This window comes from Streptomyces sp. NPDC040610 (assembly GCF_055594065.1).
In genome coordinates this window covers 207,704-234,655 of sequence record NZ_JBVIXA010000010.1, presented here as the reverse complement: position 1 = coordinate 234,655, position 26,952 = coordinate 207,704, and the positions used below count along the sequence as shown (strand labels likewise).

Here is a 26,952-nt window from a genome sequence, read left to right as displayed (position 1 = left end):
GCCGTGCGCCGACCAGGCGCCGTTGGCGATGCCACCGATCAGCTTCTCGCCATGAACACGAAGAGGGAAATCGCCACGACGAGCGAATGGGCAAACTCTTGTGCGGCTGCGTGTCCGAACCGGATGGTTCGTGGTGGGCCGGGAGGGACGCGCGCAGGGATCAGCGGACGGCGTTGAACTCGCGTACCACCTCCGGCAGCGCCTTGACGACCGTCGTGCTGTGGCTGTCGGCCTCGTCGACCTTGCTGAGCTTGTGCGCGGCGCCGTTGGCGGCCAGTTGGCGCGCGCAGTGCTCGGAGTTCTTGAAGGGCACGTCCTCGTCGGCCTCGGAGTGGAAGAGGTGGACGGGGACTTGGGGACGCCAGTCGCACGTGGTGTCCAGGACCCTCAGGTTGCGCCGGAGTTCACCCGTGGGATTGCGGATCTTGTCGAGGAAGTCCGCGGTGAACAGTTCCTTCGACGTCTTCGGCAGCACGGCCGCGATCTCCGCCCCGCTGTGGTTGCCGTCGAAGAGCGACTCGATCGTCTTGTCGTACGGGGCGCGGAAGGCGTCCTTCGGCGTGGCGTACAGGCCGTACATGCGGTTCCACGCGGTCGCGAAGTACGCGAGGTAGAGCGAGGAACGGGCGATCCCGTCGTCCGCCGCCGCGGCCTCGAAACCGGTCAGGTCGAACGGGCCCGCGATCGGCGCGAGGGCGCCGAGGCGGAAGTACGGGTCGATGCCCTGTTGAAGGGCCCGCCCCAGCATCATCGTGGCGGGCCCGCCCTGGGAGAAGCCGCTGATGAGGACGCGCCGGTCGAGGTCGCGGCCGTCGCGTCGGACGAAGGCGCGCGCCGCCCGCAGCCCGTCGAGCGGCGCGGTGACGGTCGCCCTCGGGTGGCCGTAGGGGTGGGATCCGGGGCCCTCCCCCAGGCCGAGGTAGTCCGGGGCGGACACCGCGAGGCCGGTCGAGGCGAACAGCAGCGCCGTGTCCCGGTCCGTCGACTCGTCGTTGACCGAGGCCACCTCGCCCCGGAACACCTCGGTGCCGTGCAGCCAGGACACGACCCGCAGGGAGCGGTCGCCGTTCCTGGGCACCGCGACCAGTTCGCTGGCCGTGGTGGGACGGCCCTGGGTGTCGACCGTGCGGTACACGATCCGGTACGCCCGCACCCCGTGGCGCACCTGTTCCCCGTCGATTCCGGCCTTCTGGAGACGGGCCGCGACCTGCTCGGCGTTCAGATCCAGCACGGGAGTCACGGAGACCACCGAGCCGCGCGCGGCGGCCTGCTGCGGGTGGGTGGCCCGGGTGGTGGGTGCGGGGGCATCGCGGCTGTCCGCGTGCCCGGTGCCCGCCAGTACGGTCGCGGCGCACACCAGGGCGAGCGCGCCGGACGTCGAGAGTCTTCCGCTTAAGCGTGTGAAGGTCATGACTGGACTCTGCCGCTCCCGGCACCCCGGCCGCACTGGGGTGATCCACCGCATTGCCGAGGGGGTTTGCCACTGCAAGGTAAGGGGGGTATGCCCGTACGGAGTACGGGGGTTGGCCCCACGGTGCCCGCGGCTCCTGGCGTGGTCGTGCCGCTGAGCTGCTGGGTCACCTCCAGGTTCCCCAGTCACCGAAAAGTGCGTTCTTCCAGGTCGGCGCGGGCTCTCCTAGCGTTCCCGAGTAACCACAGGAAACCGAGAGTGCTCTGGTCCGGGCGGCAGCGCGCGGCCTCACGGGTGCTCATCGCAAGGAGGCGGACAGCATGGCCATCACCCTGGTCAACCCCGGCGGATTGCCCGAGATCGACGCGTACCGGCACGTGTCGATCGCGACCGGGTCGAAGCTCGTGTTCCTCGCCGGGCAGGTCTCCTGGGACGCCGACGGAGTCACCGTCGGCGCGGACGACCTCGCCGCCCAGGTCGAGCAGTGCTACCTCAACGTCGCCACCGCGCTCGCCGAAGTCGGCGCTTCCTTCGCCGATGTGGCGAAGCTGACCGTGTACGTCGTCGCCTGGAGTCCCGACAAGATGCCGCAGCTCCTGGAGGGGATCTCCCGGGCGGCCGCGAAGCTGGGGAGCACGCCCGTGCCTCCGGCCACGCTGCTCGGCGTCGCGGCACTGGACGTACCCGATCATCTGGTCGAGCTGGAAGCCACCGCGGTCGTCGACTGAGCCGCCTCGGGCGTCGAGGCGTTCCGTGTCCGCCTCAGGCCTCGAAGCGTTCCCTGTCCGCCTCAGGCTTCGAAGCGTTCCGTGTAGGCCTCGGTCGGCGGGGCCGGGACGGGCCTCGTCATCCCCGCCGACCAGTAGCCCGTGGTGCCGGGGATGGGGACGATGTCGTTGAGGTAGGGCGCCGGGGCCGGTCCGGCGGGGCCGCGCACCACGGTCCAGGTGTCGCCGTCCCGGCGCAGGTAGGTGGTGCGGCTCTGGTCCTGGTAGTTCCAGCCCGAAATCCATGCGGCGCGGCCCTCGCCGTCGGCGGCGATGCCGGACAGCGCGCCGACGGTGAAGCCCGGTGGTACGCGCGTCCATGCCGTGCCGTCCCAGTGGCTCAGGGCCGGGTTGCCCGGGCGGCCGGGCGGGCCGCCGACGCCCGCGTCGGTGCCGACCGCCCAGACGTCGTCCGGGGCGGTGGGGTGCAGGTCGCTGACGCTGAGCCGGGCGCCCGTGACCGGAGGCAGGACCGTCCACGCCCCGTTCCAGCGGGCGACGAGCCCCGCCCAGCCGCCACCGGACGCCTGGTCACCGCTCACCCACACCTCGCCCGACGCGGCGACGACGACCCGGTACAGATTCGCGCTCGCGACCGGCAGCGGGTCCAGCCACCGCCACTGCCGCCCGTCCCCGTGCAGCAGCCGGGCCGCGCCGCCCCGGGCGCCGCAGATCCACACCTGCCGGTCGGCGCCGACCGCGACCCCCTCCAGACGGACGCCCGGCTCGCCCTGCCCCGGGAACGCGGCCGTACGCCAGGTGGTCCCGTCCCACCGCAGCAGCGGACTCGCCGTCCCGGTGGGCATGCCGACACTCCACGCCGCGGTCGCGGACGTACCGGAGACGTCGCTCAGCCGGCTGTGCGCCAGGTGCGCCAGGTCGGTCTTCGCCCAGGCGCTCCCGTTCCACACCATGGCGAGGGCACGGCCGCGCGAGGGTCCGGCCAGGTTCTCCTCGCCCACGGCCCAGGCCAGCCGGGCGTCGGCGGCGGCGATGCGGCGCAGTTGGGCGGCCGGGGTGCTGCCGGGGGCCGGTACGGGTTGCCAGCCCGGCGCGCGCGAGGCCGACGTGGCGGCCCGCACCGGGTCCGTGCCGAGTGCGATCCCCGACAGCGCCCCGGTCATCCCTGCCACAAAACGCCTACGTCTCACGGTTGAACCCCTCTCACGGCCGAGTCCTTCCACGCGCACAGGAGGGACCACCGTCGACGAGGGGAACGCGCAGGGCTAGCCACGCGTGTGACAAATCCGGCGCGGGAGCACCGAATTGGTGGCTCGTCGGCCCGGGGGCCTACGACGACTCCGCCACCTTCTCCTCCTCCCTGCGCCCTTCCTCCCGTCCCCCGCGCGTCGCGAGACGCAGCAGCACCGTCCCCGCACCGGTCCCCACGAGCAGGCAGGGGCCGACCGCCCACCAGCCGTCCGCCACGGTGACGGCGAGGCCGACCAGGGGCGGGGCGGCGAGCGCGCCGATGCTGCCGAGCTGGGCGACCAGGCCGTTCGCGGCGTCCATGTCGGAGGTGGCGCGCACGGCGAGGGGGATGGCCGCGAAGACCGACGCCACGACCAGTTCGTTGCTGAGCGCGACCACCAGGGCGCTGCTCACGGAACCCCAGGTGCCGCCCACCCCGCCGAAGGCGACGAGCGCCCCGACCGGCATCAGCAGGGCGACGAGGAACAGGTGCTTCACGTCCTTGCCCCGGCGCAGCAGGGCGCTGGCCAGGAAGCCACCGGCGACGCCGACGAAGGAGACGATGCCGGTGAGCGTTCCGGCGGTCTCGGTGGGGACGTCGAACTCCTCGTGCAGATACGTGGGGTAGAGGGTGACGCAGGTGACGATCGCGCCGCTGATCGTGGCGAAGCCCGCGCCCAGCGCGATGGGGCGCGCCAGCCTGCGCGCCCGACGGCGCAGGTCCCGGGGGTGCCCCGCCGCACCTCCCCCGCGCCCGAGGCGTGCGGCGCGCGCGGGCGCCGGGCGGTGGTGGGCGATGTCCACGGGCAGCCGCGTCGTCGCGACCGCGACCACGAGCGTCACGGCCCCCGCGATCGTCAGCCAGCCCTGCCAGTCGAACCACGTGGACAGGACACCGCCCGCGAACGAGCCGACCGCGAGGCCCACCGGCATGAACGTGCCCCAGATGGCGAGCGCGGACGTCAGCCGACTGCCGCTGCCCAGGCCGAAGAGCAGGACCGGCGCGACGATCACCACGATCACGTAGCCGACGCTCTCCAGCAGCCGACCGCCGAACAGCGCGCCGAAGCTCGCGGTGTGGGCACAGAAGAGGCCCGCGACGCCCATGACGACCAGGCCGCCCACGAGCATCCGGCGCGGGTCGTAGGGACGCAGCAGATAGCTGACGAGCAGACCCAGTACGGCGGCGACGGCCGTCACCAGGGAGGCGATGAGCGCCACTTGGCTGAGAGAGAGCGACAACTCCTCTCGCATTTCCACAAAAACCGGCGTAATCTTTCCCATACTGGTGGCCGCGGTGACGCCCGCGAGATAGATCAGCCAGAACTTCCACCAAAAACCGGATGCCTCGGCGGCGTCCGAAGGCGCGTCAACTCCGTGGCTCCGTGCGGCTTTCTCAGCCTTCTCTTCCACGACGTGGGGTTTCCTCTGGGTCCGGGGACACGAATGACCTGGGCGGCACGACTTCTTTCGGGGGGCACGATCCAGTGCGTATTCGGGGGCACGATCCAGTGGGTGATCGACGCGACGACCTCAGCGACATCGTCGTCATGGGCTCGCTCGTGATGGACCGCAAGTACTTCAGCGCCGGAACCCACACCTCGGCTGCGGGCGGCAGGACGCAGGCGGTCTGGAGCGTGGAGCGCCACCACGGCGGGGTCGGCCGCAATGTCGCGGTCAATCTGGCCAGGCTGGGGGCGCGGCCGGCCTTTGTGGGCCTGTCCGGATTCGGCCCGGACGCCGAGGCGTTGGAGGACGAGCTGACACAACTCGGAGTCCGGCTCCAGGTGCTGCGCACCACCGGCGGCGTCGGACGGTTCGACGTCACCCTGGACGGCCTGCGCCGCCAGATCACCTCGCGCATCGCCCTGCCCGACCCCGCGGCGGCCACCGCCCTGCGCGGCACCGCCCTCGACGCCCGCATCGCCCGCGCCCGGGCGGTCGTCGCCGAGGGCGGCCTCGACGAGGAGCTGCTGGCCTGGACGTCCCGGCAGGCCCGACGGCACGGCACCCTCATGTGCTGCATGCCCACGCGCCAGGCCGACTTCGGCCCGCGCGCCCACCTGCTCCCGCTGTACGACGTCCTGCTCCTGAACGCGCGCGAGGCCCTGCACCTCCTGTGCCGGGCCGGGACGCCCGCCGAACAGGCCGCGCGGCTGCGTCATCTGGGCCCCCGCGTGGTCGTCGTCACCTCGGGCGCCGCCGGGGCCGCCGTGGCGTGCGAGGAGTACGACGAGGTCCTGTTCCTGCCCGCCGAGCAGGGCGCCTGCGCGGACGACACGGGCGCGGGGGACGCGCTCGCGTCCGCCTTCGTGCTCGGCCTCAGCACCGGCGCGAGCCCCCGGGCCGCCCTCGCCCAGGGGCTGCGGGCGGCCCGGGTGACCATCGGGTGCCGGCAGAGCACCTGCCGTGCCGTGTCGGCCGCCGCGGTTCTCAAGGCGCGATGAACCGCTTGGTGGAGCCCACCCGGTGGGCGCGCATCGTGATGCCGTCCGCGGCGAGCCCCCGCGCGATGGTCTCGTCGTCGTACGCGGCGAGACCGGCGTCGGTGAGGATCTGGTAGTCCGTGGAGTGCATCGCGATGTCCCCGAGCCGCGCCTGCCTGGTCTCCCCCACGTTGTGGCCCTCGTAGCCCGCGGGCAGCTCGTACGCCCGGTCGGCGAGGCAGGCGAACATCAGCAGGTGGTAGTCGCCCTCCGCCCACTTGCCGGTGAACTCGTAGACGGCGAAGAGGGAGCAGGACTCCACCGCGATGCCGGTCTCCTCACGGGCCTCCCGCAGCGCGGCGGCCTCCGCGGCCTCCCCGCGCTCGATGCCACCACCGGGCAGCAGCCAGCTGCCGGCGTACGGGCCCTTCAGCTGGTGGATGAACGTCACGGTCCCACCGGGGCCGGGAACCACGAGCAGCGCGGCGGGCAGCGCCTCTGCGAATCGACTCATCGTGCTCTGCGTCCTCGTTCCGTCGTCGTCGAACGTTCGGTCAGTACCGGCCCGGTCGGCACTCGGTAGGTCAGTACTCGGTCGGTCGGCCCTCGGGCGGGATGACCAGGGCCAGACCTATACGTTGCCCCTCCACCCTGCCCTTGCGGTAGTAGGGCTCGGTGCGTGTGGTGAAACCATAGGTCGCAAGCGCCTGGCCGGGGTTGGAAAGGTCCGGGCCGCAGATGACCACCTTCGAGCGGACGTCGAAGGCCATCGCCTCCCGCACCAGTTCCGCGCTCGGTTCGTCGCACTCGATGTACGCGACGAACTCGCCCCGGGCCCTGAGGCTGTAGCGGACGGACCTGATCGGGTGGCCCGCCCCGCGCAGGTGCGCGTACATCAGGTACTCGTTCTGGAAGCTCATCAGGGTGAGCCCCGACTCGGCGCCCGCCACGATCGTCGGCATCGGCGCCCCCGGTGTGGCCGAGACACCGGTCACGGTGAGGACGTTGCTGCGGCGGGCCTCCGCGTAGTACCCCTTGAACTCCCCGAAGGGGCCCTCGACTTCGTCCTCCTCGTGGACGAGGCCGGTGATGACGTGGGTCGCGTCGTCCGGCACCGGCGGGCTGCCCGAGGTGGCGATGCGGTGGCCGAGCAGCCGCGAGGCGATTTCGTAGTCGTCGCCCTCGGCGGGGAGGCGGGACGCCGCGACGACGGTGACCGCCGGGTCCGCGCCGAGGAAGATCGAGATCGGCATGGGGCGGCCGGCCGCCAGCCACTCCCGCAGGTTGCGGTGTCCGTCGGTGCGCGGGTCGAGGAAGATCCGTGCCCGGTCGGGGCCCACCACCTGGGCGCGGTAGAACCCCATGTTGACGCCGCTGCCGTCCGGACGGGTCGTCACGCCGACCCCCGCGGTGAGGTAGGGACCGGCGTCACCGGGGCGGTGCTGGAGCAGCGGCAGTTCGGCCATCAGGCCCGGCACGTCCCGCCGGACCACGACGCCCTGGCCGGGCACGGGCGCGGTGGGCACCGGCCGCGCCAGCCGGTCGGCCATCTCCGGCAGATGCTTCTCCTCGGAGGTGGTGAGCGCCGCGAGCAGGACGTCCCGTGGATAGGGGTGGCACAGCACGCGCGCCCCCGGCCGCTCGGTGAGGTCGGTGAACACCACCGTGGGCCGGGAGCCGTGCGTCCGCTCGATGTCGGCGACGGTGCGGGCCGCTTCGACGCGGGTGCTGACCGGAGCGTCGTACGTGTACAGATCGACGGCGTCGTAGCAGCCGGGCAGGCCGACCTCGGCGGCGCAGACGACGCGCGTGAGGCCGCTGCCCGGGTATCTGCCCTCGGCATGCGGGCTCCGACTCTGTCCGGTCGTGTCCGCGCTCATGCGCGCACCCGCAGTTCGGCCGGGAACGGGCGGCAGTCGGCGACGGACTCGCGGGCCGTCTCCCAGGGGAAGACGATCCAGTCGTCGATGACGGCGGCGCAGTACTCGGGCACGTAGGCGCTGCGGTGGTTGCGGACGACCGCGGCGAACCTGACGTCGTCCGCCGCGATGCCCGCGGCCGCCAGATGGTCGAGGATCACCGTGGCCGTCTCGCCGGTGCCGACGATGTCGTCGACGACCAGGACCCGTTGGCCCGGGCCGAGCGGCAGCGGGGCCGCGCTGTCGATGACGGGCGGGTTCTTCGTGGCGTACCGGCTGTCGTCGGCCGTGCGCCGGACGCGCACGACGTGTGTCACGGGCACGTCGAGGGCGCACGTGAGGTGCCCGGCGGGGGTGAGGCCGCCGCGGGCGAGCGCGAGCACCGCGTCGGGCACGAAGCCGTCGGCGCGCACCTGGTCGACGAGGTCGTCGACCAGGGTGCCGAAGGAGGCCCAGTCCAGGAGGTAGGGGCCCTGCCGCGACCACATGGCGGGCGCCGCGGCCGGTTCTCGTGACTCTTGTGCGAGGGGGATGTCCGTCATGTCCGTACGGCCTCCGCTACGTGGTCGACATCGATCTGCACCGAGCGCTCCCGGGCGTGCGGCCCATTCTCCGCGCGGCCCGCGCCGGTGACGCGGATGAACTCGGCCTTCTCGCGGAAGGTTTCCAGGTCGGGCGCCCCGGAGTAGCTCATCGCCGACTGCACGCCGCCGACGAGCTGACGCAGCGTCGTGGCCAGCGGGCCGGAGGCGGGGAAGGTGGCCTCCACGCCCTCGGGGACGTAGTCGTCGATCTCCTCCTGGGTGACCTTGCCGCCGTTCGCCCGGCGCAGCGTCAGCTCCATGCCGAGCGAGACGAAGCCGTTGCTGACGCGGTACGCCCGGCCGTCCCGCTCCACAGGCGTGGCGGCGCTCTCGTCGGCGCCCGCGAGCGCGGAGCCCAGCATGACGGCGTGCGCGCCCGCGGCCAGGGCCTTGGCCAGGTCACCGGCCTGCCGGATGCCGCCGTCGGCGATGATCCGCACGCCCGCCCCGGCCGCCGCCTCGGCGCAGTCGAGCACCGCCGTCAGCTGCGGCACGCCGGTCCCGGCGACGAGCCGCGTCGTACAGACGCCCCCGGGACCGATGCCGACCTTCACCGCCTGGGCGCCCGCCGCCGCGAGGTCGCGCACACCCGCGGCGGTGGCCACGTTGCCCGCGATGAGCGGGATCCGGGGGTAGGCCGCGGCCAGTTCCCGCACGGTGTCGATGACCTGGTCGCTGTGGCCGTGCGCCACGTCGACCAGGAGGATGTCGACGCCGAGCGCGGCCAGGGCGCGGGCGCGTTCCCGCCAGTCCCCCGTGACGCCGACCGCGGCGCCGACGACCAGGCGCCCGTCGGCGTCCAGGGTCGCCCGGTCCCGGTCCTCGGCGGTCTCGGCGTTCTCGGTGCTCCCGTTGCTCCCGGTGTTTCCGGCGCCGAACTGCGTGGACTTGACCGCGTCGAGCTGCTGGGCCTGCTGCGCCACGGTCTGCATGCGGTGCAGGATGCCGACGCCGCCCCGCAGGGCCATGGCGCGCGCCATCCGGTCGCCCGTGCACCACTGGGTGTTGGCGGAGATCACGGGCAGGCGCAGGCGCAGGCCCGGGAGGAGTTCCGTCGTCGGGTCGGCCTGGCGTCTGCTAGTCAGCGCGGTGCGCTGGGGCACCAACAGGACGTCGTCGAAGCTCAGGCCGGTCCGCGGCGGGTCGGTGATGCGCATGGATGCGGTCCCCTCTCTTCGGTCTCGCTGGGTTCGTCGGACTCGTCGGACTCGTCGGACTCGCTGGTCTCGTTGCTCTTGCTGTGCTCGCTGGTCTCCGGACTCGCCGGACTCTCCGGTCTCGTCCGACTCGCCGGTTCCGGCAGGGCTGACGGGCCTGGCGGGCCGGTCGATCCCGCCAGGCCCGCCAGGCCCGCCAGGCCCGTGTGTCCCGTGCGTCCCGTCGCCCCGGTCAGTGCCGGTGGTCGACGGTGAGGGCCGTCAGCTCCTGGCGCAGGGCGCTGTCCTTCAGGGCGCCGCGCCACACCGCCGTGGTCATCGTGGCGGGGGTGCGGACGCCGCGCATGGCCATGCACAGGTGCTCGCCGCGGCCGATGACCGCGACGTCGGGCGAGCCCGTGAGCTTCTCGATGTCGTCGGCGATGTCCTGCGTCAGCTGCTCCTGGGACTGGAGCCGGTGCGCGTGCTGGTGCGCGACACGGGCGAACTTGCTCAGCCCGAGGATGTGTTCGCGCGGCAGATAGCCGATGGTGACACGGCAGGAGAACGGCAGCAGGTGGTGCTCGCAGAGCGACCACACGTCGATCCCGGACACGGCGACCAGGCTGCCGCTCGCCGTGGTCTCGAAGACCGTGTCGACGGAGCCCGGGTCGTGCTGGGTGAACTCGCGCCACCAGCGCGCGAACCGCCCGGGGGTGTCGCGCAGTCCGTCGCGCTGCGGGTCCTCCCCGATCTCCACGAGCAGTCGGCGGGCGACGTCCTCCAACGGATCCGTACCGGACGCCTCGCCGCTCAGCGCCACTTCCTCGGCCAGGACCTCTTCTTCGGCCAGTACCTCGATGCTGCTGGTCATCAGACCCCCCGTTTGTTTCCCCAGATGTTCACGTGCAGTCTTCCGGACAGGTTCCATTTCCGTGCGATCACTGCGTCCGCCAAGGTGCGGATACCGAGGTCGATTTCCTCGGGTGTCTGCCCCATCGGCATGATCCAGACATTACGAAGACCGAATTCCTTCACGAACGTGTCGACTTCTTCGAGATCGCCCGGGTCACCGCAGACGAACTTGAAGGCCGCATTCGGGAGGTCCGCGAAGCACTTGAGTGCCTCGGGGACCTTGCGGCGGTGTTCGGCCACTCCGGAGTGGGCGAGCTTCGGCGACACGTTGAAGCCCGCTCCGGTCGCCACCAAGGCGGTGGTGGGAATGACGGTGCCGTTGGTCTCGAATTCCACGGCGATGCCGCGCGCCCGCAGCGCGCGGACCGTCGGAAGGACCCGGTCCTGCTGGCTGAGCGGCTCACCGCCGGAGATGACGATCAACTCGACGCCGAACCCCAGCAGTCGCTCCGTCACGTCGTCCGCGCCGAGCGTATGCAGCTCCTCGGCCGCCCGGTAGGCGATCCCGGTGTCCGACTCGCCCTTCCAGTCCCAGGTGTACGGCGTGTCGCACCACCGGCACGTCAGATTGCAGCCGCCGAGCCTGAGGAACGCGCACGACCTTCCCGTGGAAGGCCCTTCGCCCTGGACGGCGCTAGGTGGGTCCGAAGATCTCGTTGACCACGAGGTTCGGAACCGACATTGGCATCACCCCCTTCACGCCCGCGCGGGGCGCATCGGATCGAGTGCCGGACTTCCCCGCCGCACCCGGCGTGTCCGGGGTGTCCGGGGTGTCCGGTGTCCGGCGGTCAGCCGCCCGCATGGCCCGTGCGCGCGCCGACGGCCGTCGCGGGCCGGTAGGTCGCCCATGTCTTCGGTGTCTCGGAGACCCGCACGGCGGTGAGTTCCGGAAAGTCGTCGATCCAGGTCTGGTAGATCCACAGGGCGATGTTCTCCGCCGATGGATTCCGGTCGCCGACGGCGTCGTTGAGGTGCCGGTGGTCCAGCGTCTCGTCGAGCCATTTCTTGAACTGCCCGAGTTCTCCGTAATCGCGTACGAAGCCGGGCTCGGTCAGCTCGTCCGCTCCGGCGGAGAGTTCGAGCACCACGATGTAGTTGTGTCCGTGCATCCTCCCGCAGGGATGGTCCGGAGGCAGGTGGGCCAATTGGTGACTGGCCGAGAAATGGAATTCCTTCGTGATGGAGAACAAGCCCTCACTCCTTCTCTCGTCCGGGCGCACCGCACCGCGGTACGCCCGATGGACTTTTCATCACTGCTGCGCTGCGCGTCCCGCGGCGGCGTCCGACTGCCGCGTCGGAAAAAAGGGGAGCGGAGACGACAGCGCGCTTCGCCTCCGCGAGGAAAGGCCGGACGGCGGCTCACTGCCGGATGCGGGGCGATGCGGATATTGGCTGGTGCTGACCCTCCCCCTTGGGTTTCACCACCGCGGAAAGGCACCGACGTGGTCGGCGCCCCGAGCCACGGGGCCGCCCCTGGCCCCGTACTGGCACAACTGGCGCGAGGCGTGCCCCTCCCGAGTCCGCGAGGGAACGCGCGCCGCCTCAGACACAGTCCGGCACCGGCCGGTGTGCGCACACCATCGTCGTACAACCTGCGCGGTCGCACAGGAGGGCATTGGGCGCGCGGACGGCGCGCACCGACGGATGCCGCACGGCGCTCAACGGCGCAGAGCGCTACTCGGGGGCGCTCCTGCGCACGCCCCGCTGTGCGGCCGAAGTGCGCCAGGTGTTCGCGGCCGGGCTCACGGCGGGCCCGGCGGCGCGTGCCGCAGATAGGCGAGGACGGCGCTGACCCTGCGGTGCAGTTGCGGTATTTCGGCGAGACCGAGCTTGGCGAAGGTGGAGTTCACGTGCTTCTCGATGGTCGACTCGGACAGGCGCAGGGAGTCGGCGATGGCACGGTTGGTCTTGCCCTCCGCCATGTGCCGCAGGACGTCCAGCTCCCTGGGGGTGAGGCGGGACAGGGGCGCGTCGGCGCCGCGGGCGTGGCTGCCCATGAGGACCTCCACGATGCGCGGGTCGACGACGGAGCGCCCGGCGGCGACCTCGTGCAGGGCGCGCAGGAGCTCGTCGACCTCGCCGATGCGCTCCTTGAGGAGGTAGGCGAGGCCGTCGGTGCCGCGCCGGAACAGGTCGAAGGCGTAGTTCTCGTTGGCGTGCTGGGAGAGCACGACGACTCCGATGCCGGGGTGGGCCTCGCGGATGGCGTGGGCGGCGGTGATGCCCTCGGTGTGGTGGCCGGGCGGCATCCGGATGTCGGCGACGACGACGTCGGGGCGCAGCCGCGCGACGGCGTCGAGGAGCTCGGCGGCCGTGCCGACGGCGGCGAGGACGTCGGCCTCGCCGGTGTCCTCCAGGAGGCGGCGGGTGCCCTCGCGCACCAGGTAGTGGTCCTCGGCGATGACGACGCGCAGCGGTGCGTGGCCCTGGGGGCCGGGCGCGGGCCTGGGTTCAGGCACGGGTGTCCTCCCTGATGTGTTCCGGGAGCCGGGCGCGGATGACGGTGCCGGTGCCCGCGCGGCTGGTGATGGTGAGTTCGCCGCCCACGGCCTCGGTGCGGTCCCGCATGCCGGTGAGGCCGGAGCCGTGGGTGGTGGCGGCGGAGAAGCCCGTGCCGTCGTCGGTCACCTCGACCTGGAGGCGGCCGTCGGCGCGGGTGATGCACACGGTGACGTGTCCGGCGCAGGCGTGCTTGAGGACGTTGGTGAGGGCTTCGGAGACCAGGTAGAAGGCGGACTCCTCGATGTCGAGGGCGAAGCGCACCCCGGCCAGGGACTGCCCGCTCTGGACGGTGACGGGGATGGGCATACGGCGGGCGCAGGAGGTGACGGCGGCGACGAGGCCCTGGTCGGTGAGGATCGGCGGGTGGATGCCGTGGGCGAGTTCGCGGAGTTCGTCGATGACGCGGTAGGCGTCGTCCTGCATCTCGTTGAGGGCGCTGTCGATGCCGCCGCCGCGGTGCAGTCGGTTGCGGGCGAGGGCGAGTTTGGCGACGAGGGCGACGAGGTCCTGCTGGATGCCGTCGTGGAGGCGGCGCTCGATGCGGCGGCGCTCGGTGTCCTGGGCGTGCACGATGCGGGCGCGGGACGCGGCGAGTTCGGCGGCCTGGCGCTGCATCTCGTCGGCGTGGGCGCACAGTTCGGCAGCGAGGCGGACGTTGTGCACGGCGAGGGCGGCGGAGCGGGCGAGGGTGCCGCCGATGGCGTGGTCCTCGGGGGTGGAGCGGCCCTCGGTCCTTGGGCCGTACTCGATGAGGCCGAGGGTGTCGTCGCCGTAGAAGAGCGGGAACTGTTTGACGGGCCGGGCCGCGGCGGGCCGTTCGCCGGACTCGGCGGTGGACAGGGGCAGGCCGTGCCCGCCGAGGCGGACCCGCACCCACCGCAGGCCGAGGCCCTCGCGCAGGCCGGTGGCGAGCTGGGGGGCGAGCCGGTCGAGGTCGTAGGCGTGCTCCAGGGTGGTGCTGAACTGGACGAGGAGTTCGAACCTGCTCAGGCGCTTGCCGAAGACGCGCCGCTCGACGAGGGCGTCGAGCCGGTCGCGCAGGGGCCGGAACAGGGCGGTGGCGACGACGGCGACCAGCAGGGCCAGGCCGACGGGGAAGAACAGTCCGGCGGTGAGCCCGAGGGTGAGGGCCATGCCGAGGTACCAGCTGTTGATGATGAACCACAGGGAGCCGTAGACCGCGGAGGGCCGCAGCACGATGTCGACGCCGAGCAGCCGGTGCCGGAAGGCGGCGTAGACGAGGGTCACGGAGATGGAGATGTAGGGCAGGGCGCCGAGGAGCGCGCCGATGAAGAAGAAGATGCCCTGCTCGCCCTGCCAGGAGCGGAACAGCCGGGTGGCGGCCCGGGACAGCAGGACGAAGGCGCCGAGCGCGGCCCAGGGCAGCAGGGCGGCGATGTCGGCGCGTCCCGCGGCCCGGGCACGCAGACAGCGCACGGTGAGCAGGGCGGCGCCGATGCCGGGCAGCCAGGCCTCGGGGTAGTAGAAGACGATGTAGTAGACGATGTGCTGCGGGACTCCGGCCAGGGGCAGCAGGATCGGCAGGGCGAGCAGGGCCCACAGGGCGCGCAGGACGTGGCGTTCGTAGCGGAAGGCGTAGCGGCCGTCGGGCAGCAGGGCGAGCAGGCGGACGATGAGGATGCTCACCGCGAGGTTGCACATCTCGTGGGCGGTCTGGAGGCCGAGGTCGAGCGGCAGCACCGGGCCGACGACCTTCGGGCGGAGGTGCCAGCCGAGCTCACGGATCATCAGGTTCGTGGTGTGGCGCACGGCGATGGCGACGGACAGCCAGGTACCGAGCAGCAGGAGGCGGCGGGCCACGGGGCTCGACGGGGCGTGCCACCAGGTGAAAAGACCGGCGAAATAGCACGGGAGTACGGATCCGAGGACCCAGGGCAGAACATACCGGTTCTCCAACTGCGTTGTCCCGATAAGCGTTGCCCAGAGCATGAACACTCCGCCACTTACCGCGACAAGGCACATCCCCCTGCTTCTGCCTGCCACGGACGCCATTATCGGCCGTCGTCACGACGGGCGTCCACGGAAATAATCCACCGCGTATGGAGGAAAACCGCCATACGGTTTGGGGGGTGCCCAGGTGCCGCGGAATGGCGCCGGCGAGAAGACTCGGAACTCAATCGCCGACGCGGATTCCTCGAGAGCGGGTGGCTGTCATGAGTCGTTGTTCCGGTCCGGAAGTGGTCGTGTGGGACACCACGTACGCCTGCCCACTGCGGTGCTCGCACTGCTATTCGGAATCGGGGCGGCGGCCGTCGCGGCAGCTCGGACTTGAGGACATGCTGCGGGTCGCGGACGCGCTCGTCTCGCTCGGGCCTCGGGTCGTGGCCCTGTCCGGAGGCGAACCGCTCGTCGTCCGGGGCCTGTTCGACGTCGCGGAGCGGCTGCGGGCCGGCGGAGTGAAGCTGTCGATCAACACCAGCGGCTGGGTGATGAGCCGGGCGCTCGCCGAACGGCTCGCGGACCGGTTCGACGAGGTGATCGTCAGCCTCGACGGGGCGACGCCCGAGGTGCACGACCGCATCCGGGGCCGCAAGGGTTCCTTCGACCGGGTCCTTGCGACGTTGGCACTCCTCGACGAGGTGGCGGGGGAACGGAGCGCGGCCGCACGGGGGCGGCTGCGCTTCGGCATCGACTGTGTGGTGATCCGCAGCAACTTCCCGCAGCTGGAGGCCTTCGCCGCCGACATCGCCCACCGGTTCCCGCACCTGGCGACCCTGGGGTTCAACGCGGCCGTGCCCGAAGGGCTCGCCAGCCGCCCGGAGTTCTGCGCGCACGAGCTCCTCGACGACGACCAGGTCGCCCATCTGACGAGTCGGACACTCCGCTCCCGGCTGCGCGACCTGGCACCGCCGTCGGTGTCCGTCCACACCACGGACAACATGAACCTGGCGATGAACCCCGAGCGCGTCGCCCGGCGCGTCGACACCCTCGTGATGCAGGTGGAACCGGACGGCCTGGTCCGCGGGATCCCCGTGTACGAGGGAACCGTCGGCAGCCTCCTGGAGGAGCCGGCGTCGGTGCTCTGGGAGCGCACGCTCGCGCGGCTCAAGGACCCGTTCGTCGTGGAGACCCTGTCCACCGTGCACTCCATGGAGTCCTGGGCCAAGGCCGTCCGGCACATGGACCGCCGCTTCGGGACCGCCGAGGACATCGCCCGCTTCGACCGGCGTTCGGTCCGTACGAATCCGCCGGAATTCATCGACCCGACGGCGGTCACCGCCCAGGGGGCATCGGGGCGGCACTCCGTCTGACGCCGCGGGTATTCCACCGTCATATCGCCCTCGCATACCGGCATTCCGCGACGGACACCGGTCGGCCATTGCCCCGCCGTCACCCCTCCGCTTCCCGTCCACCACCCTTCCGCCCGCTGTCCAGAACGCAGCTGATCTCTGTCCGGAACTCGCCCGTATTCCGTCCGGATTCTCCCCCGGATTCCCCGTACCGCCCCGTCCACGAGCCACCGCCCGACAGCGGGTTCGGCTCCTCATTCCGGCTGAAAGGACCGCGCCATGATGAAACTTCAGGACTACGACCGCTTCTACCGCGCGGACCCGGACTTCTTCGAATTCCCGGAACGGCTGGCCGAGGACGCCACGGACCGGCTCTCCGCCGTGCTGCGCCAGCCGCCGCGCGGATGGGAGCGCACAGAGGCCGGATGGTGGGTGCGGCTGCGGCCGCCCGCCGTGCGGACGCCCGGTCAGGGCTGGCGGATCCACGTCTCGGTGACGCTGCCGGAGCTGGAGCGGACGGCGGAGATCGTCCGGGAGTACTGCGTGCACCGGGGCCTCGCCTGCGACCTGGTCCGTGGCGTGACCGCGGCCCGCGCGCTCGCCGACATCCGCGCCGACCGCCTCACCAGCGCCGACCTGATGGTCCTGCACCCGGCCGACGAGACCGGACTCGCCGCCGCCCTCGGGGACCTGACCGCGCTCCTCGCCCCGCTGCCCGGCCCCTACGTCCCGGGCGCGCTGCGGCACGGCCCGGGCCCGCTGTACGTACGCTACGCCGCCGCCGAGAACCGGCGATGTCCCGCCGACGGCCACCCGCGTGCCCCCGGCGACGAGCACGACCTGGTGCCCGCCCTGGAGCGGCCCGACGGCACGCTCGTGCCCGAGGACCGGCGCCCCGTCTTCCGCCTCCCGGACTGGGTCGCCCTGCCCGAGGTCCTGCACGCCGACCTGGAGGGCCTCCTCGCCCCGCCCCGGTCCCCGTTCCCCTACCGCGGAGTCCGCGCCGTGTCCCTCACCACCGGCGAGGGCACGTACCGCGCCACGGAGACGACCACGGACCGGCCCGTCCTCCTGCACGAGGCGCGCCCGCACGCCGGTCTGGACGTGCGCGGCGACGACGCCGTCACCCGCCTCACCCGGGAACGCGCGCTCCTGGAACGCCTCGCGGACCTGGACTGCGTGCCCGACATCGTCGGCCGGCACGTCCGGGCGGGGCACCACTTCCTCGCCGTCGAGGCCCCCGAGGGGCGCACCCTCGCCGAGGCCGCGGCCGCCGCCTTCCCGCTGACCACCGAGGACCGCGCGCGCAGCGAGGCCGCGGACTACGCGAAGTGGGCCCTCGACGTCGCCGACCGCGTCGCCGACGCCCTGGGCGCCCTCCAGCGGCACGGCGTACGCCTCGGCGAACTCGACCCGGACCACATCGTCCTGCGCCCCGACGGGCGCGTCGTCCTCACCCGCCTGCGCACGGCCACCGACCTCACGGACGACCGGCCCCCGAGTGTCGGCGAGGAGGGCTTCACCGCCCCGGTCGGCCTGCGCGGCGCCGCCGCCCACGCCCATCTGCTGGACAGCCTGAGGCTGTGGCTGCTGCTGCCCGTGCCCCACCGCGCCCCCGCGACGCTGCGCGTCCTCACGGAGGCGGTCGACGAGCTCTACCCGCTGCCCCCGGGCTTCGGCGCCACGCTCCTGGCACGCCTGCGCCGGGGTGCAGGACCGGGCGACGCCGACGGCCCCGACGACGCGCGGGCGCTCGCCGCGGAGCGCCCCGACTGGCCCGCCCTGCGCGAACGGCTGGTGGCCGGGCTGCACGCCATGGCCACGCCCGAGCGCGCCGACCGGCTGTTCCCCGGCACCCCGTTCGGCCCGGTGTCGCTCGGCGGCACGTCGTTCGGCCACGGCGCGGCCGGTGTCCTGTACGCGCTGCACCGGGTGGGCGCGCCCGTCCCCGGCGCATACGCCGACTGGCTCGCGGACGCGGCGACCCGCGACCCCGACCCCCGGCCAGGGCTCTACGACGGCCTGCACGGCGTGGCCCTCACCCTGGACCTGCTCGGCCACCGGGACCGGGCCCTCGAAGTCCTCGAACGCTCCCGTCCCCTCGACGCCCGCACGGTCCGCCCGGACCTCGCGGGCGGCCAGGCCGGAATCGCCCTGAACCTGCTGCGCTTCGCCCGCGTCACCCACGACACCGCGCTGCACGACGCGGCCCTGCGCATCGCCGACGACCTCGCCGCCCTCGTCCTGGACGGCCCGCCCGTCCCCCGGCCCGGCACTCCCCCGCCCTACGGCCTGTTGCACGGCCCGGCCGGGATCGCCCTGCTCTTCCTGCACCTGTACGAGGACGGCGGCCCGGCCCGGTTCCTGGAACTCGCCGACCGCGCGCTCCGGTTCGACACCGCCCGGTGCGCGACCGGCCCCGACGGCGCCCTCACGCTCTTCGACGGCACCCACCACCTGCCGTACCTGCACGGTGGCAGCGGCGGGCTCGCGTTCCCGCTGCGGGCGCTGCTGCGGCGGCGCCCCGACCCGGCCCGTTCGGCCACGCTCGCCGCCGTGCGGCACACCTGCCGCGCCCTGTACGTGCGCAACGCCGGGCTGCTGCGCGGCCGGGCGGGCGCCATCGCCGTGCTCGCCGCGATGGACGGGCCCGGCGACGGCGAGGCCGCGCGCGCCCAGGTGCGCCGCATGGCCTGGTACGCGCACTCCTACCGCGGGCAGCTCGCCTTCCCGGGTTTCCGGATGCTGCGCCTGTCCGCGGACCTCGCGACCGGCGCGGCGGGCGTGCTGCTCGCCCTGGACTCCGCGTTCGAGGGAGGCGGGCCCGCCCTGCCCTACCTCGACCCGCGGTCGACGTTCCCACCAGCCGACGGAAGGAGGTGATTTCGGATGTCGGAGATCTTGGACCTGCAGGAGCTCGAGGAGGAGACCCCCTCCCTGTGGCCGTGTGCCAACAGCTCGCACAGCAGCATCGGCATGGGCTGACGCACGCCGCACCGTGCGTCCCGCCCGCCACCACAGCGACCGTACCGAGGGGGTGACACACATGGCGGAGATCCTGGAACTGCAGGAGCTCGAGGAGGAGACAACCTCCCTGTGGCCCTGCGCCAACAGCTTCGAGAGCGCCCGCGGCGTCGCCTGACGCACAGCCAGCTCGCCACCCCGACCGCCTTCCGGCCGTGGCCCCTCACGGCCGAGGGGGGCGATCGGCGCCACTGGTGGCAGCCGGGGCTCCTGGTCCTCTCCCGGTCCAGGAGCCCCGTGCGCCGCAACTTCCACCGCTCCTAATTCCGAACCCCTTCCCTCCCGACGACTCCGCAAAGGAGCACGCGCCATGCTCGCCCAGGGCCACCTCATCGCCGACGACTGCTTCGTGGACGCGCTCGACCGCATCGACGATACCGGGGAGCGCTTCGCCCGCACCGGCGGTCCGACGCCCTCGGGGTGGGTGCGCACCGAGCGCGGCGGCTGGATCAACCTGCACCCCGACGGCGTCCCCCTGCCCCACCAGGGCTGGAAGATCCACGCCTCGGCCACGGCGGACCGCGCCGAGCACGTCGTCGACACCGTCTGGGACTACTGCGTCCGACGCTCCGTCAGCTTCAAGTTCCTGCGCAGCTCCGTGCTCTTCCACCACATGAACAGCAAGCAGGCACCCCGCTCGGCCAGCGGCAAGCTCGTCACCGTCTACCCGGCCGACGACCAGGAACTCGAACGGACACTCACCGAGCTGTCGGAACTCCTCGGCGGCGTCGAGGGTGCGTACGTCCTCAGCGACCTGCGCTGGCAGGACGGCCCGCTGTACATGCGCCACGGCGGGTTCCAGCTGGCCTACTGCTTCGCGCCGGACGGCGAGTACGTCCCGGCGGTGGAGGGCCCCGACGGCGCTCTGCTGCCCGATCTGCGGGGCACGTCCTTCCGAGTGCCCCCGTGGGTGGAGCCGCCCGGCTTCCTCGCGGCGCACATCGAGGCGTCCCGCGCGGCCGCGCCCGGCGGCTTCCCGTACCGGGTCGAGAAGGCGCTGCACTTCTCCAACGGGGGCGGGGTCTACCGCGCCGTCGAGAAGAGCACCGGCCGCCGCGTGGTGCTCCGTGAGGCGCGGCCGCACGCCGGTCTCGACGACCGGGGCGCGGACGCCGTGGCCCGGCTCGCGCACGAGCAGGGGATGCTGGAGCGCCTCGCCGGGCTCGGCTGCGTCCCCGCGCTGTACGGCCGCGTACGCCACTGGGAGCACCACTTCCTCGTCGAGGAGCTGATCGAGGGCGAGACGCTGCAAGAGGCCGTCGGCCGTCGGCACCCGCTGTTCCGGGACGGCGCGGACGAGTCGGACCTCGCCGCGTACACGCTCTGGGCCCAGGGCGTCATCGGCCGCGTCGAGGAGGCGGTGGCCGCCCTGCACGCGCGGGGCGTCGTCTTCGGGGACCTCCAGCCCGGCAACATCATGGTGCGCCCGGACGACAGCGTGTGCCTGGTCGACTTCGAGACGGCGTTCGAGGACGCCGAGGACCGCCGGCCCGCGCTCGGCACGCCCGGGTTCACCGCCCGCTGGGCGCGATCGGGCCGCTCCGTGGACACGTACGGGCTCGCGGCGGTGAGCCTCGCGCTCTTCTGCCCACTGACACCGCTGCTGCGCTTCGACCGGGACAAGTACGTCCAACTGACGGACTGGACGCGGGGACGCTTCCCCGTGCGGCCCGAGTTCACCACGCGGCTGCGCGAGCGGCTGGCCCCGCCGCCGCACTGGCCGCGGGCCGACGACGACATCCCGCCGGACGGCTCGCGCTGGCCGGAGGAGCCCGGCGCCGACGGGCGCGCCGCGCTCGACTCGCTGGCCGAGGCGATCCGGCTCAGCGCCACGCCGGAGCGCGAGGACCGCCTCTTCCCGGGCGACGTGCGGCAGTTCGACAACCAGGGCGCCTCGCTCGCGTTCGGCGCGGCGGGCGTCCTGCACGCGCTGCTCGTCTCCGGGTACGGCGACGACCCCGGCTTCGAGGGGTACGCCGACTGGCTGGCGCGGGCGGCCGAGCGCACCCGCTGGCCGCGGCCGGGGCTGTACGACGGGCTCGCGGGCGTCGCGTACGTCCTGGACGAGCTGGGCCGCACCGACGAGGCGCGCGCGGCCCTCGACCGGATCGACGACATCGGGCTCGACCGGTGCGGCGCGGGCCTGTTCGGCGGCCTCGCGGGCATCGGTCTGGCGCGGCTGCGCTTCGGTGACGTGGACGCCGCGCGAGCTCCGGGGGAGCGCCTCGCGCGGATCGTCACCGGCGGGGGGCGGCTGCCGGGCCCGGCGGACGCCGTGGGGCTCACCCACGGCTGGTCGGGCCCGGCCCTGCTCTTCGTCCACCTGCACGCGGCGACGGACGACGACCGGTGGCTGCGCCTCGCGGAGACCGCGCTGGCCCGCGACCTCGGCCGCTGCGGGGCGCCGCGCGAAGGCCGGGTCCAGGTCAGGGACGGGCAGCGGTGGCTGTCGACCCTCGACCGCGGCAGCGCCGGGATCGGCCTGGTCCTCGACGCGTACGTCCAGCGCGCCGACGACCCCTACTTCGCACGCGTACGCGACCGCATCCGCGACGGCCTGGGGACGGAACTCCTGCTCTCCCCCGGCCTCCTGGGCGGTCAGGCGGGGCTGCTGCACGCCACCGCCCACCTAGCCGGCCCAGGCTCCGCACTGGCTCCGCACCTGCGCGGCCTGGGCCTCCACTGCGTGCGCTTCCGGGGACGGCGGGCCTTCGCGCTCGACGGACTGCTCCGGCTGTCGATGGACCTGGCCACCGGTACGGCCGGGGTGCTGCTCGCCGTGCACACCGCGCTGCGGGGCGGTCCGACGGACGCGCGGCACGCGGCGCTGCCGTTCCTGGAGGCCCGGACGCCGGTCGGGGTGCCGAGGTGACGCACCGGGGTGTCACCTCGCGGCGCGGGGCCCGCGCACCCGACAGCCTCCGCCGCAACCGGGACTTCCAACTCCTGTGCGCCGGACAGGGGTTGTCCCTGCTCGGCTCGGGCGCGGCCGCCATCGCGCTGCCGCTGCTCGTCCTGCGCTCCACCGGTTCGCCGCTGCACGTCGGCCTGGTGGAGGCGGTGTGGACGGGGTCGCTGGCGCTCGCGTGCCTGCCCGCGGGGCCGATCGCCGACCGGTTCGACCGGCGCACGGTGCTGCTGACGTGCGAGGCGGGCCGGGCGGTGGCGAGCGCGGCCCTCGCGGCGGCGGTCCTCGCCGGGCTGGCGTCCCTTCCGGTGCTCCTCGTCGCGGGGGCGGTCCTCGGGTTCCTCACGGCGCCGTTCAACGCGGCGCTGCTGCCGCTGGTGCGGCAAGTGGTGCCCGAGTCCAGGCTGCCCACGGCCCTCGCCGTCAACCAGGTGCGCGGGCAGGCCGCCTACCTCCTGGGTCCTGTGGTCGGCGGCGCCCTGTTCGGCGTGGGGGCGAGCTGGCCGTTCTGGCTGGACTGCGCCTCGTACACGATCTCGGTGTGCTGTGTCCTGGCGCTCCGGGTGCGGCCGGGACTTCCGCCGGGGGCGCGCGAGGGCTGGTGGCCGTCGTTCACCACGGGGCTGCGGTTCCTGTGGCGCCAACGCCTGCTGCGGCGCCTCACGTTGGTGGCGTCGGCGCAGAACTTCGTCTTCGACGGGGTGTACCTGGCGATCGTGGTGACCACCGCACGGCAGGGTGTGTCCGCGCTGTCCGTCGGGATGATCACGGCGACATCGGCGGTCGGGGCGATGGCCGGGGTGATGCTCGCGCCGCTCGCGGGCAGGCGCCTGCGTTCCTCCACGCTGCTGCTCGCCACCGGGGTCGTGTGCACGGTCCTGGTGGGCGCGATGGCCCTGACCTCGACGGCGGCGGGCCTCGCCGCCCTCCTCGCGGGGTGCGCCCTCGCGGTGGCCGTCTCGGGTTCGGTCATGACCCTCGCCCGCCTGCGCCACACTCCGGACCATCTCCAGGGCCGCACGAACAGCACGATCGGGCTGCTGTTCATGGCCACCCCTCCGCTGGGGGCGACGCTGGCCGGGGTGTTGCTGGAAGGGATGCCGACCGCCGCGGTGTTCCTCGTCTTCGGGGGGCTGCTCGCGGTGCTCGCCGCGGTGTCGCCGGGCGAGGGGACGTTCCGGTCGCCCGCCGAGAAGGACGCGACCCCGGAGCCCGCGGCCGACGGAAACCGACCCCCACCTGCGACGCCCCAGGTCCCCCGGCCGCACGAGGCCGGTGACGCGCACATAGGATGATCTTCCACTTCCCGGAAGAAAGGCCTTGGCGCCCCAGGTGTCCCCGCTCCGCCCACACACCCTGTTCTCCTTCGGCACGCTGCTGGACGAGCGGGTCCAGACCTCCCTGTTCGGCCAGGCCGTGCCCAGCACGCCGGCGTCCCTCGCGGGCCACACCACCAGGCCCCTGCCGATCACCGACCCGGCCGTGATCGCCACCAGCGGCCTCGACGTCCACCTCACCCTGGCGCGGAAGCACGGCGCCGCGGTCGAGGGCGCCGTCCTGCACCTCACAGACGACGACCTCGCCGCGGCCGACGCCTACGAGGTGGACGACTATGTACGCCGCCGGGTCCTGCTGTCCTCCGGGGAGACCGCCTGGGCCTACCTCGACGCGAAGCCGCTGCGCCCGGCCGCCCGCGTCGTGATCGTGGGGGACAGCATCGCGTACGGCCGCTGCGATCCGGACGGCGGCTGGGCAGCCCGGTTCGCGGCCGCCCACATCGCCGCCGACGAGACCGCGCACCGGGTGTTCAACCTCGCCGTCCCCGGCAGCACCCTGCGCGACGTCAGCGCGCAGACGCCCGCGCTCCTGGCCCCCCGCCTGCCCGACACGCTCCTCGTCGCCGCCGGGATCAACGACTCCGCGCTCCCCCTCACCGGTCCTGCGGCCACCGACGACTGGCTGACGGACATCGCCGCCGGCCTCCGCTCGCTGGCCGCCACGGCCCTCGGCCACAACGCGCGCCTCGTCGTCGCGGGACCGACGTGGGTCGACGAGGCCCGGACCCGCGACTACGAAGGCCTGCGCTTCACCCAGGCCCGAGCCCTGGCCCTGCGCGCGTTCCTGCGGAAGTGGTGCGAGGAGAACCACGTCGACCACCTCGACGTGTGGGAGCCCCTGCGCGACAACGCGGCACTCCTCGTGGACGGCCTGCACCCCACCGCCGAGGGCCATCAGGCACTGCACCGGCACCTCCAGGCCCTCAGCAGCTGACCTTCGGGACACCGCCGTCCCCTCCCCCGGCCCGCGCTCCGCGCACAAGGTGCGGTCGTGCCTCTAGGAAGTGCGAGGCCCTGTCGTTACCCTCCGCCGCATGATTTCCACGGTGGTCTGGGGCACAGGCAATGTGGGACGGGCGGCCGTCCGCGCCGTCGACGCCCATCCGGCGCTGGAGTTGGCGGCCGTGGTGGTGCACGACCCCGCCAAGGTCGGCCGGGACGCCGGGGAACTCGCCGGGCTCGGTCGCGGGCTCGGGGTCGCGGCCACCGACGACGTCGACGCGGTGCTCGCCGCCCGGCCGCGCGCCGTGGTGTACGCGGCGTCCGGTGACATCCGCCCGGACGACGCGATGGCCGACGTCATCCGGGCGATCGGCGTCGGAGCCGTGGTCGTGACGCCGTCGCTGTACGCGTTCTACGACAAGGTGGGCGCCCCGCCCGAACTGCGCGACCCGGTCCTCGCCGCGATCGCGGCCGGTGGCGGCTCGCTGTTCGTCTCCGGCGTCGACCCGGGCTGGGCCAACGATGTGCTGCCGCTCCTGGTCAGCGGGCTCGGCACCACCCTGGACGTGATCCGCTGCCAGGAGATCTTCGACTACTCGACGTACGACCAGGAGACCTCGGTCCGCGATCTGATCGGCATGGGACACCCGATGGCGTACGAGCCGCTGATGCTCGCGGAGTCGGTGCCGACCATGGTGTGGGGCGGGCAGATACGCCTGATGTGCCGCGCCCTCGGTGTCGAACTCGACGAGATCCGCGAGACGGTGGAGCGCCGCCCGCTCGACACGACGGTGACCACCCGGACCATGGGGCGGTTCGAGGCGGGCACGCAGGGCGCCGTGCGGTTCGAGGTGCAGGGCATCGTCGCGGGCGAGCCCCGCATCGTCATCGAGCACATCACGCGCATCCACCCCTCCTGCGCCCCGGACTGGCCCGCTCCCCCGGACGGCGACGGCGCGCACCGGGTGCTGATCGAGGGCCGCCCGCGCATCGCGGTCACCGTCGAGGCCACCGACGAGGGCGAGAACCGGTCGGCGGGCGGCAACGCCACCGCGGTCGGCCGTCTGGTGGGCGCCATCGACTGGCTCGCGGCGGCGGAGCCCGGTCTCTACGACGCCCTCGACGTCCCGCTGCGGCCCGCGGTGGGCAGCCTGGGAAGGAAGTTGCCATGATCATCGACATTCCCGAGGGCCAGGAGCCGATCGGGTACGTGTGGGGCGAAATGGTCCCGGGCATCGGCGCGGCCGCCGCGAACTTCTCCCTCGCGGTGTACGAGCACAGCACGCTCGGGCTGCGCGAGTTCGAGGCGGCGCGGCTGCGGACCGCGCAGATCAACGGGTGCGTCTTCTGCCTGGACTGGCGCACCGAACGCGACGGGAAGAAGGTCGAGGACGGCTTCGCGGACGCGGTCACCGCGTGGCGCACGACCGACGCCTTCGACGACCGCACCCGCCTCGCCGCCGAGTACGCCGAGCGGTACGCCCTGGACCACCACGGACTCGACGAGGCGTTCTGGGCGCGGATGCGGGCGCACTACAGCCAGGTGGAGATCGTGGAGCTGAGCATGAGCATCGGCTCGTGGCTCGCATTCGGCAGGCTCAACCACGTGCTCGGCATCGACAGCGTCTGCGCCCTGCCCACGCACTGACTCCCCTGCCTCTCGGGTGCGTTGACCCTCGCCCGCGCCGACTTCCTTGCTCCGTACGGCTGTTGCCGTTCGGTGACATGACGGACAGATCCGTGACATGCGCGGGGGCAACGGGTGCGGGGTGCCGCGGGTCGTATGAGGCGTAATGGGTCGCCGTGCACGGGGGCGGTCAGATCGGCCCGGAACGACGGGCCGACGCATCCGACTTGGGGAGATGTCGATGATGAGTGTGCGTGTGAATGTGAAGCTGCTGGCGACGGCCGCCGTGGTGGCCGCGTCGGGCGTGGCGGTGGGGACCGTTCCGGCCTCGGCCGCCGAGGGCACGCCTCGCTTCCTGTCCGCGTCCGAGCTGCCGCCGCACGCGTCGTCGGCCTGGCACGCGGGCCCGATCACCTCCGGCCAGCCGGACCCGCTGCCGATGTGCGGCGGCGAGGCGCTGCCGTCGACGTCCGTGCACCGCGCCTACCGCACGGACTTGGACACGGGCGCCCTGCAGGTGACGGTGGTCGAGCGCGACGTGCAGCGGGCCAAGGCCTTCGCCGAGCTGCTCCGCAAGGACCTCGCGGGCTGCGCGAAGAAGGTGATGGCGCAGTACCCCGACGTCACCGCGGCGCAGAAGTACTACGGCAAGGTGAACGTCGAGGAGGGCGCGCACGTCTACGGCGTCCACACCGAGGCGAGTTGGGGCGCCTCCGACATCAACATGTACGCGGTCGGCCGGGACGGCAGGACGGTGACGCTCGTGCACTGGGGGCAGATGGGCGACTTCTCCGACGCCCCGGTCTCCGCCTTCAAGACCACGACGGCCACGGCGGTGAAGAAGCTCTACTGACGCGGCTGTGCACCGTGCCCTGGGGCGGGCCCCCTCGGCCGGGGCAAGGGAGGACGGTCGGGGGGGGGGGTTCCGAGAGGGGACGGCCGGGGTTTACACCGAGGAGGTGGTTGGCTTTGTTGAAGGGAAACACACCCACACCCCCCCCCCCCCCCCCCC

21 protein-coding genes and 1 pseudogene are annotated in these 26,952 nt (G+C 73.0%); 10 read left to right on the top strand and 12 right to left on the bottom strand.

Annotation, left to right across the window (positions count from 1 at the left end; genetic code table 11):
* Positions 1 to 160: 160 nt before the first annotated feature.
* The gene (locus tag ACZ6AA_RS30450; RefSeq protein ID WP_471461263.1) at positions 161 to 1,411 is read right to left on the bottom strand and encodes a lipase family protein; all 1,251 of its coding nucleotides are present in this window, start codon (positions 1,409 to 1,411) and stop codon (positions 161 to 163) included.
* Between the two features lie 320 nt (positions 1,412 to 1,731).
* Here ACZ6AA_RS30450 and ACZ6AA_RS30445 point away from each other — a divergent pair, with 320 nt between their 5' ends.
* Entirely contained in the window at positions 1,732 to 2,139 is a 408-nt protein-coding gene (locus ACZ6AA_RS30445; RefSeq protein ID WP_468461274.1) for a RidA family protein, read from the top strand.
* A 62-nt stretch (positions 2,140 to 2,201) separates the two neighbouring features.
* Here ACZ6AA_RS30445 and ACZ6AA_RS30440 read toward each other — a convergent pair whose 3' ends face one another.
* Both ACZ6AA_RS30440 and ACZ6AA_RS30435 read right to left on the bottom strand, forming a co-directional pair.
* A complete protein-coding gene (locus ACZ6AA_RS30440) occupies positions 2,202 to 3,302 on the bottom strand; it encodes a hypothetical protein (protein ID WP_471461260.1) in 1,101 nt (366 codons plus the stop codon).
* Between the two features lie 166 nt (positions 3,303 to 3,468).
* Positions 3,469 to 4,782, bottom strand: a complete 1,314-nt coding sequence (locus tag ACZ6AA_RS30435) for an MFS transporter (protein ID WP_471461257.1) — start codon at positions 4,780 to 4,782, stop codon at positions 3,469 to 3,471.
* A 98-nt stretch (positions 4,783 to 4,880) separates the two neighbouring features.
* On the opposite strand from ACZ6AA_RS30435, the gene ACZ6AA_RS30430 reads away from it, so the two are divergent.
* Positions 4,881 to 5,816 carry a carbohydrate kinase family protein gene (locus ACZ6AA_RS30430; RefSeq protein WP_471461255.1) on the top strand — a complete coding sequence of 312 codons (936 nt, stop codon included), beginning with the start codon at positions 4,881 to 4,883 and terminating at the stop codon, positions 5,814 to 5,816.
* Here ACZ6AA_RS30430 and ACZ6AA_RS30425 read toward each other — a convergent pair.
* From ACZ6AA_RS30425 to ACZ6AA_RS30385, 9 genes and pseudogenes are all read right to left on the bottom strand, one after another.
* Positions 5,803 to 6,309, bottom strand: coding sequence for an NUDIX domain-containing protein (locus ACZ6AA_RS30425; RefSeq protein WP_471461253.1), 507 nt, complete (start codon positions 6,307 to 6,309; stop codon positions 5,803 to 5,805). The two genes, ACZ6AA_RS30430 and ACZ6AA_RS30425, sit on opposite strands and share 14 nt — an antisense overlap.
* 70 nt (positions 6,310 to 6,379) lie before the next feature.
* Positions 6,380 to 7,675 carry a UbiD family decarboxylase gene (locus ACZ6AA_RS30420; RefSeq protein WP_468483755.1) on the bottom strand — a complete coding sequence of 432 codons (1,296 nt, stop codon included), beginning with the start codon at positions 7,673 to 7,675 and terminating at the stop codon, positions 6,380 to 6,382.
* The gene (locus ACZ6AA_RS30415; protein ID WP_468461286.1) at positions 7,672 to 8,256 is read right to left on the bottom strand and encodes a phosphoribosyltransferase; all 585 of its coding nucleotides are present in this window, start codon (positions 8,254 to 8,256) and stop codon (positions 7,672 to 7,674) included. Before ACZ6AA_RS30415 ends, ACZ6AA_RS30420 begins: the two co-directional genes overlap by 4 nt.
* Entirely contained in the window at positions 8,253 to 9,455 is a 1,203-nt protein-coding gene (gene guaB, locus ACZ6AA_RS30410) for an IMP dehydrogenase (RefSeq protein WP_471461249.1), read from the bottom strand. Before guaB ends, ACZ6AA_RS30415 begins: the two co-directional genes overlap by 4 nt.
* A gap of 232 nt (positions 9,456 to 9,687) precedes the next feature.
* A complete protein-coding gene (gene folE / locus ACZ6AA_RS30405) occupies positions 9,688 to 10,308 on the bottom strand; it encodes a GTP cyclohydrolase I (RefSeq protein WP_468461290.1) in 621 nt (206 codons plus the stop codon).
* A pseudogene (locus ACZ6AA_RS30400) lies at positions 10,308 to 10,919 on the bottom strand (radical SAM protein); the annotation flags it as partial. The gene folE and the pseudogene ACZ6AA_RS30400, both read right to left, overlap by 1 nt.
* Positions 10,920 to 11,137: 218 nt before the next feature.
* Positions 11,138 to 11,539, bottom strand: coding sequence for a 6-pyruvoyl trahydropterin synthase family protein (locus ACZ6AA_RS30395; protein WP_468461292.1), 402 nt, complete (start codon positions 11,537 to 11,539; stop codon positions 11,138 to 11,140).
* Between the two features lie 552 nt (positions 11,540 to 12,091).
* The gene (locus ACZ6AA_RS30390) at positions 12,092 to 12,808 is read right to left on the bottom strand and encodes a response regulator (protein ID WP_468461294.1); all 717 of its coding nucleotides are present in this window, start codon (positions 12,806 to 12,808) and stop codon (positions 12,092 to 12,094) included.
* The gene (locus ACZ6AA_RS30385) at positions 12,801 to 14,672 is read right to left on the bottom strand and encodes a sensor histidine kinase (RefSeq protein WP_471461245.1); all 1,872 of its coding nucleotides are present in this window, start codon (positions 14,670 to 14,672) and stop codon (positions 12,801 to 12,803) included. Before ACZ6AA_RS30385 ends, ACZ6AA_RS30390 begins: the two co-directional genes overlap by 8 nt.
* A gap of 353 nt (positions 14,673 to 15,025) precedes the next feature.
* Between ACZ6AA_RS30385 and ACZ6AA_RS30380 the strand changes: the two genes are divergently transcribed.
* The 8 genes from ACZ6AA_RS30380 (at position 15,026) to ACZ6AA_RS30345 (ending at position 26,793) form a co-directional block, all read left to right on the top strand.
* Positions 15,026 to 16,123: a radical SAM protein gene (locus ACZ6AA_RS30380; RefSeq protein WP_471461241.1), complete on the top strand. Its 1,098-nt coding sequence runs from the start codon at positions 15,026 to 15,028 to the stop codon at positions 16,121 to 16,123.
* A gap of 258 nt (positions 16,124 to 16,381) precedes the next feature.
* A complete protein-coding gene (gene lanKC, locus ACZ6AA_RS30375) occupies positions 16,382 to 18,985 on the top strand; it encodes a class III lanthionine synthetase LanKC (protein ID WP_471461239.1) in 2,604 nt (867 codons plus the stop codon).
* Between the two features lie 451 nt (positions 18,986 to 19,436).
* Positions 19,437 to 21,998 (top strand): class III lanthionine synthetase LanKC, encoded by a 2,562-nt coding sequence (gene lanKC / locus ACZ6AA_RS30370; RefSeq protein WP_471461236.1) that lies wholly within the window; start codon positions 19,437 to 19,439, stop codon positions 21,996 to 21,998.
* On the top strand, positions 21,995 to 23,329 hold the full coding sequence (locus tag ACZ6AA_RS30365; protein ID WP_471461233.1) for an MFS transporter: 1,335 nt from the start codon (positions 21,995 to 21,997) through the stop codon (positions 23,327 to 23,329). The genes lanKC (ACZ6AA_RS30370) and ACZ6AA_RS30365 overlap by 4 nt, the downstream gene beginning before the upstream one ends.
* A 25-nt stretch (positions 23,330 to 23,354) precedes the next feature.
* Positions 23,355 to 24,305, top strand: a complete 951-nt coding sequence (locus ACZ6AA_RS30360; RefSeq protein ID WP_471461228.1) for a GDSL-type esterase/lipase family protein — start codon at positions 23,355 to 23,357, stop codon at positions 24,303 to 24,305.
* 100 nt (positions 24,306 to 24,405) lie between these two features.
* Positions 24,406 to 25,485 (top strand): NAD(P)H-dependent amine dehydrogenase family protein, encoded by a 1,080-nt coding sequence (locus ACZ6AA_RS30355; protein ID WP_471461225.1) that lies wholly within the window; start codon positions 24,406 to 24,408, stop codon positions 25,483 to 25,485.
* The gene (locus tag ACZ6AA_RS30350) at positions 25,482 to 25,961 is read left to right on the top strand and encodes a carboxymuconolactone decarboxylase family protein (RefSeq protein WP_471461222.1); all 480 of its coding nucleotides are present in this window, start codon (positions 25,482 to 25,484) and stop codon (positions 25,959 to 25,961) included. The genes ACZ6AA_RS30355 and ACZ6AA_RS30350 overlap by 4 nt, the downstream gene beginning before the upstream one ends.
* A 220-nt stretch (positions 25,962 to 26,181) precedes the next feature.
* Positions 26,182 to 26,793, top strand: coding sequence for a hypothetical protein (locus ACZ6AA_RS30345; protein WP_468461311.1), 612 nt, complete (start codon positions 26,182 to 26,184; stop codon positions 26,791 to 26,793).
* The last annotated feature ends 159 nt before the right edge of the window (positions 26,794 to 26,952 follow it).

Coding starts and splice junctions, on each gene's coding strand:
- ACZ6AA_RS30425 (WP_471461253.1), bottom strand. CDS start 6,309: ATGAGTCGATTCGCAGAGGCGCTGCCCGCCGCGCTGCTCGTGGTTCCC.
- ACZ6AA_RS30450 (WP_471461263.1), bottom strand. CDS start 1,411: ATGACCTTCACACGCTTAAGCGGAAGACTCTCGACGTCCGGCGCGCTC.
- lanKC (WP_471461239.1), top strand. CDS start 16,382: ATGATGAAACTTCAGGACTACGACCGCTTCTACCGCGCGGACCCGGAC.
- ACZ6AA_RS30445 (WP_468461274.1), top strand. CDS start 1,732: ATGGCCATCACCCTGGTCAACCCCGGCGGATTGCCCGAGATCGACGCG.
- ACZ6AA_RS30440 (WP_471461260.1), bottom strand. CDS start 3,302: ATGACCGGGGCGCTGTCGGGGATCGCACTCGGCACGGACCCGGTGCGG.
- guaB (WP_471461249.1), bottom strand. CDS start 9,455: ATGCGCATCACCGACCCGCCGCGGACCGGCCTGAGCTTCGACGACGTC.
- ACZ6AA_RS30415 (WP_468461286.1), bottom strand. CDS start 8,256: ATGACGGACATCCCCCTCGCACAAGAGTCACGAGAACCGGCCGCGGCG.
- ACZ6AA_RS30345 (WP_468461311.1), top strand. CDS start 26,182: ATGATGAGTGTGCGTGTGAATGTGAAGCTGCTGGCGACGGCCGCCGTG.
- ACZ6AA_RS30380 (WP_471461241.1), top strand. CDS start 15,026: ATGAGTCGTTGTTCCGGTCCGGAAGTGGTCGTGTGGGACACCACGTAC.
- lanKC (WP_471461236.1), top strand. CDS start 19,437: ATGCTCGCCCAGGGCCACCTCATCGCCGACGACTGCTTCGTGGACGCG.
- ACZ6AA_RS30420 (WP_468483755.1), bottom strand. CDS start 7,675: ATGAGCGCGGACACGACCGGACAGAGTCGGAGCCCGCATGCCGAGGGC.
- ACZ6AA_RS30355 (WP_471461225.1), top strand. CDS start 24,406: ATGATTTCCACGGTGGTCTGGGGCACAGGCAATGTGGGACGGGCGGCC.
- folE (WP_468461290.1), bottom strand. CDS start 10,308: ATGACCAGCAGCATCGAGGTACTGGCCGAAGAAGAGGTCCTGGCCGAG.
- ACZ6AA_RS30350 (WP_471461222.1), top strand. CDS start 25,482: ATGATCATCGACATTCCCGAGGGCCAGGAGCCGATCGGGTACGTGTGG.